The sequence below is a fragment of the Kitasatospora sp. NPDC007106 genome, from assembly GCF_040634455.1.
Classification (GTDB): Bacteria; Actinomycetota; Actinomycetes; order Streptomycetales; family Streptomycetaceae; genus Kitasatospora; species Kitasatospora arboriphila.
Genome location: NZ_JBEYFP010000405.1, coordinates 1 through 5405 on the forward strand (window position 1 = coordinate 1; position 5405 = coordinate 5405).

Annotated in this window: 2 protein-coding genes and 1 pseudogene; all 3 read left to right on the forward strand. The window is 72.6% G+C overall.

The genetic code is table 11. The features are described 5' to 3' along the window. A partial coding sequence (locus ABZ641_RS24695) for a LacI family DNA-binding transcriptional regulator (RefSeq protein ID WP_359984988.1) occupies positions 1-1013 on the forward strand: 1013 nt, incomplete at its 5' end. 102 nt (positions 1014-1115) lie between these two features. After that, positions 1116-3527 carry a discoidin domain-containing protein gene (locus ABZ641_RS24700; protein ID WP_359984991.1) on the forward strand — a complete coding sequence of 804 codons (2412 nt, stop codon included), beginning with the start codon at positions 1116-1118 and terminating at the stop codon, positions 3525-3527. Positions 3528-3650: 123 nt separating this feature from the next. Beyond that, positions 3651-5405 (forward strand): annotated as a pseudogene (locus ABZ641_RS24705) (glycoside hydrolase); the annotation flags it as partial.

Consider the following 5405-nt stretch of genomic DNA (forward strand, 5'->3'; position numbering starts at 1 on the left):
GACCGACGATCGCCGACATCGCCCGCGAGGCCGGGGTCTCCAGCGGCGCGGTGTCGTTCGCGCTGAACGGCCGGCCGGGGGTGAGCGAGGCGACCAGGACCCGGATCCTGCAGGTCGCCGAGCGCATGAACTGGCGGCCGCACAGCGCGGCCCGCGCCCTGGGCGGGGCCCGGGCGCGGGCGGTCGGGCTGGTGCTGGCCCGCCCGGCGCGGACCATCGGACTGGAACCCTTCTTCGGGCAGTTGCTGTCCGGCTTGCAGGCCGGGCTGTCCGGCGACGGCACCGCCCTCCAGTTGCTGGTCGTCGAGGACACCGCGGCCGAGATCGAGGTGTACCGGCGCTGGGCGTCCGAGCACCGCGTGGACGGCTTCGTCGTGGTCGACCTGCAGGTCCACGACCCGCGCGTGCCGGTGCTGGAGGAGCTGGCGGTGCCCGCGCTGGTGATGGGCGGGCCGGGCCGGCACGGCTCGTTGCCCAGCGTCTGGGCCGACGACCGGGAGGCGATGGTGTCGATCGTCGACTACCTGGCGGCGCTCGGGCACCGCCGGATCGCCCACCTGGCCGGGCTGCCCGCCTTCCAGCACACCCGGCGCCGGATCCGGGCGGTGCGCGACTGCGCACGGCGGCTCGGGCTCACCGAGGCGGTGTCGCTGCCGACCGATTTCTCCGACGCCGAGGGCGCCGCCGCCACCCGGGCGCTGCTGGCCCGCCGTCAGCGGCCGACCGCGATCATCTACGACAGCGACGTGATGGCCGTGGCCGGGCTCCGCGTGGCTGCCGAGATGGGCGTCGCCGTCCCCGACGACCTGTCGGTCGTCTCCTTCGACGACTCGGCACTGGCCCGGATCGTCCACCCGTCGCTGACGGCGCTCTCCCGCGACACCTTCGCGCTCGGCGAGCAGGTCGCCCGGGAACTGCTGGCCGTGATCGCCGATCCGTCCGCCGCCCGTGACGTCCAGAACCCGACGCCCCGGCTGACCGTCCGCGAGTCCACCGCCCGCGCGACCTCTTGACACCGCGAACTAAAGCTCTTTAGCCTGCGGGACGCTCGCCGCTCCACGTCATCCGCACCACCACTGCACCAGCAACCGTCCCCCGCTGGACCGGAGTCCCGGATGAAACGACGTCTCGCCATGCTGCTGAGCACCACCCTCGCCGCGTTATCGGCCGTCCTTCTCGCCCCCGCCCCGCAGGCCGCGGCCGGCACCGGCGGAAGCCAGCCGTACGCCTCCTACTGGTACCCGAACACGATCCTCGACTGGGATCCCGCCACGGACCCCGACGCCCGGTTCAACCGGGCCACCGTCCCGCTCAGCCCCCGCACGTCGGACCCGGCGCTCAAGGCCAACGCCAACGCCCGCCCCGGCGAGGGCAAGGTGGTCTCGCTGGTGTCCTTCGGGCCGACGTCGAGCAACCCCTCGCAGGGCTCCACCGACCCGAACTACTACGCCTTCGGCCACTGGCAGTACGTCGACACGCTGGTGTTCTGGGGCGGCTCGGCGGGCGAGGGCCTGATCCTCGCCCCGAACCCGACCGTGATCGACGCCGCCCACCGCAACGGCGTGAAGGTGTACGGCACGGTCTTCTTCCCGCCCACCGCGTACGGCGGAAAGCTCCAGTGGGTGCGCGACTTCGCCCGGAAGTCCGGCAGCCGCTACCCCGTCGCCGACAAACTGGTGCAGGCCGCGCAGTACTACGGCTTCGACGGCTGGTTCGTCAACCAGGAGACGGACGGCGGCGATCCGGCGCTCGCCACCGCGCTGCGCGACGAGATGCGCTACGCCCGCTCGCTCGGACCGGTCGAGTTCATGTGGTACGACGCGATGACCGAGTCCGGCTCGGTGAACTGGCAGAACGCCCTCACCTCCGCCGACGACGCGTTCCTCCAGGAGTCCGGGCAGAAGACCTCGGACTCGATGTTCCTCAACTTCGGCTGGTCCGCCGGCGGCCTCGACTCCTCCCGGACACTGGCCCGCTCGCTCGGCCGCAGCGAGTACGAGCTGTACTCCGGCATCGACACCGAGGCCAACGGCTACAACACCTCGGTGAACTGGAACGCGCTCTTCCCCTCGAACGAGCCGCACACCACCTCGCTGGGCCTCTACCGCCCGGAGTGGACGCACACCTCGGCCACCGGCCGCGCCGACTCCTACGCCCGCGAGGCACGTTACTGGGACGGCGCCAACGGCGACCCGTCGAACACCGCGACCTCCTCGTCCTGGAAGGGCCTCGCCGGCTACGTCCCCGAGTCCTCGCCGATCACCGCCAAACCGTTCGTCACCTCCTTCGACGCCGGTCAGGGCGACTTCTGGAACTCCGGCGGCGTACGGGTCTCCTCCACCGGTTGGAACAACCTCTCCGTCCAGGACGTCCCGCCGACCTACCGCTGGCTGGTCTCCTCCGCCGGCACCAGGATCACCCCGTCGATCGACTTCACCGACGCCTACGAGGGCGGCTCCGCGCTTCGCCTCACCGGCGCCCTCGACTCCGACAACACGGTGCGGCTGTACCAGACCCGGCTGCCGGTGGCCGCGGACACCCGCCTCGACGTCGTCCTGAAGACCCCGGCCGCCGGGGCCACCCACCTCCGGGCGGCGGTCGCCTTCACGGACTCGCCGACCGTCTTCACCACCCTCGACCTCGGCTCCACCACCACGGCGGGCTGGGAGCGCCGGACGCTCGACCTGTCGCCGTACGCCGGACGCACCATCGCCCAGCTGGGGTTGCGGACCACCGGCAGCACGCCGTCCCTCGACGTGAAGGTCGGCCAACTCGCCGTCCGTGACGGCACGGTGGACACGGCCGCCGCCCCGAGCGGGTTCACCGTCCTCGGCTCCACCGACGTCGGCCCGACCCGCAAGTCCGTGCGGCTCGCCTGGACGCCCTCCGCCACCGGCGCGGTCCACCACTACGAGGTGTACCGGCGCAACCCGGACGGCAGCCGCACCTTCCTCGGCGCGACGCCGAACACCGCCTGGTTCGTCCCGCAGCTCGACCGGGCAGGCACCGAGACGTCGACCGTGCTGGACGTCGAGGCGGTCTCCACCGAGTACGGCCGCTCGGCCGCCGCGAGCACCACCGTCACCTGGTCCGCGGCGGCGAGCAGCAACCTGGCACTGAACCGCCCGACCACCGCGTCCGGCCAGTGCAACGGCAACGAGACCGCGGCGAAGGCCGTCAACGGCTCGGTGTCCGGCGGCAACGGCGACAAGTGGTGCACGCTGACCGGCAGCAAGTGGCTGGAGGTGGACCTCGGCTCGGCCCGCAGCCTGACCTCCTTCGTGGTCAAGCACGCCCAGGCGGGCGGTGAGAGCCCGTCGTGGAACACCCGCGACTTCACCGTCCAGGTCCGTAACGCCACCACCGACCCGTGGACCACCGCCGTCACCGTCACCGGCAACACCGCCGGCACCACCACCCACCCGGTGTCCCTCAGCGCCCGCTACGTCCGGCTGGTGATCACCAGCCCGACCCGGACCACCGATCCGGCCGCCCGCATCTACGAGTTCGAGGCCTGGGGCCCGTAGCAGCGCCCGCACCACCGCACCCCTCCGCCCGCGGCGGGCGGGCCGCGTCGCCGTGGCGTGCGACGCGGCCCGCCCGCCCGGGCCTAACCTCGTACCAGGGTCCGCCCCGAGGAAGGACACCCCGTGCCGGTCGTCCGCATCACCCATGTCGCCTCCACCGACCTGTTCACGGGCACCGAGGCCGCGCCGCGCCAGATCCTGCGGATGACGGTGGACGGCCCGCCGTGCCGCATCGACGTGACCGGCCCGGGCGTCCGCGGCAGTGCGACCGGCACGGGCCCCGTCGAGGTCCCGCTGGAGGTCGACGACCCGGTCCCCGGCGAGCGCCGCCGGGTCACCGTGACCGCCGGCGACGGCGAGGCCCCCGGCGAGCTGGAGGTCGCCGAGCCCGGCTGGACGATGTTCATGGTCTCGCACTTCCACTACGACCCGGTCTGGTGGAACACCCAGGCCGCGTACACCTCGCCCTGGGAGCTGCTGTCCGGCGACGCCACCACCCGCCCGCTGTGGGAGCGCAACGGCTTCGCACTGGTCGACGCGCACCTGGAACTGGCGCAGCGCGACCCGGTGTACACGTTCGTCCTCGCCGAGGTCGACTACCTCAAGCCGTACTTCGACCAGCACCCCGAGCGCCGGGCGCAGCTGCGGGAGCTGCTGGCGAGCGGGCGGGTGGAGCTGGTGGGCGGCACCTACAACGAGCCGAACACCAATCTGACCGGCGCCGAGACCACCGTCCGCAACCTGCTGTACGGCATCGGCTACCAGCGCGACATCCTCGGCGGGGACCCGCGGACCGCCTGGCAGTTGGACGTCTTCGGCCACGATCCCCAGTTCCCGGGCCATCTGGCTGCCGCCGGGCTGACCGGCAGTGCCTGGGCGCGCGGGCCGTTCCACCAGTGGGGGCCGATCCAGAGGAACTTCCGGGAGGCCAAGGACGACGCGACGGTGATGCAGTTCCCGAGCGAGTTCGAGTGGATCTCGCCGTCCGGGCGCGGGGTGCTCACCCACTACATGCCGCACCACTACTCGGCGGGCTGGTGGATGGACTCCTCCCCCGACCTGGCCGCCGCCGAGCAGGCGGTGTACGAGCTGTACCGCAAGCTGAAGCCGGTCGGCGCGACGAGGAACCTGCTGCTGCCGGTCGGCACCGACTACACCCCGCCGAACAAGTGGGTCACCGAGATCCACCGGTCGTGGGCGGCCAAGTACGTGTGGCCGCGGTTCGTCTGCGGCACGCCGCGGGACTTCCTGACCGCCGTCCGGGCCGAACTCGATTTTTCGGGGCGCAAGTTGAGCCCTCAGACCCGGGACATGAACCCTGTGTACACCGGCAAGGACGTCTCCTACATCGACACCAAGCAGGCCCAGCGGGCGGCCGAGACGGCGGCGCTGGACGCGGAGCGGTTCGCCACCCTGGCCGCGGTGCAGGGTCTCGGCCGGTACCCGGAGGCGGCGCTCGACAAGGTGTGGCGCCACCTCGCCTACGGTGCGCACCACGATGCGATCACCGGCTCCGAGTCCGACCAGGTCTACCTGGACCTGCTGGGCGGCTGGCGCGAGGCCCACGACCTGGCCGCCGCCGTCCGGGACGCCTCGCTCGAAGCGCTGACCGGCGGGATCGGCACCGGCGACGACCGTTCGGTGGTGGTCGTCAACTCCCTGTCCTTCCGGCGCTCCGGCGTGGTGTCGCTCCGGCTGCCGGACGGCCTCGACGGCGTGCGGGTGCTGGATGAGGACGGCCTGCCGGTGCCGTGCGCCGTGGACCGGGGCACGCTGCACTTGCGTGCCGACGCGGTTCCGGCACTCGGCTGGCGCACCTACACGCTGGTCGACGGCCCGGCCGACGCCCTGTGGCAGGCCGCGGAGGGCCTCACCGCC